This window comes from Bowmanella yangjiangensis (assembly GCF_017255015.1).
GTDB classification, from domain to species: domain Bacteria; phylum Pseudomonadota; class Gammaproteobacteria; order Enterobacterales; family Alteromonadaceae; genus Bowmanella; species Bowmanella yangjiangensis.
The window spans coordinates 1-387 of sequence record NZ_JAFKCS010000680.1; the positions used below are offsets into that span (position 1 = coordinate 1).

Sequence of the window (387 nt, forward strand, 5' to 3'; positions counted from 1 at the left end):
CCGTTCGAGTTCTACCGCACCTGGGTGCTGGACGCGCAGAAGGCCCGGGAGGATGTGGAGAAGATGACCCGCTCGACCATCGGCGTGGCCGACTGCCCGGTGGCAGAGCTGCCGCATCCGGGCAAGGAACGCACGGCTGGCTGATCGCCCGCAGGAGCCGGCTTGCCGGCGATGCCTTTGTCTCTGTGGAATAAACGGGATGCCCTTCGCCAACGACCTGATCGACAGCAACCGCGAGCGTCTGGATGAACAGGGCGTTGCTCGCCTGCAGTCGCGTTTCCTCTTCGAGCCGGCAGCGGTCATGGCGTTGCTGCGCTCGCGCATCGTCGGCCAGGACGCCGTGCTGGCGCAGGTCGAGGCCATGCTCAAGGTGGTCAAGGTCGACAT

The 387-nt window shown here is 65.9% G+C and carries 1 protein-coding gene; it reads left to right on the forward strand.

Features of this window, described 5'->3' with window-relative positions:
• Positions 1-199: 199 nt before the first annotated feature.
• On the forward strand, positions 200-387 hold a 188-nt coding region (locus tag J0A65_RS26240; RefSeq protein WP_232850169.1), incomplete at its 3' end, for a hypothetical protein.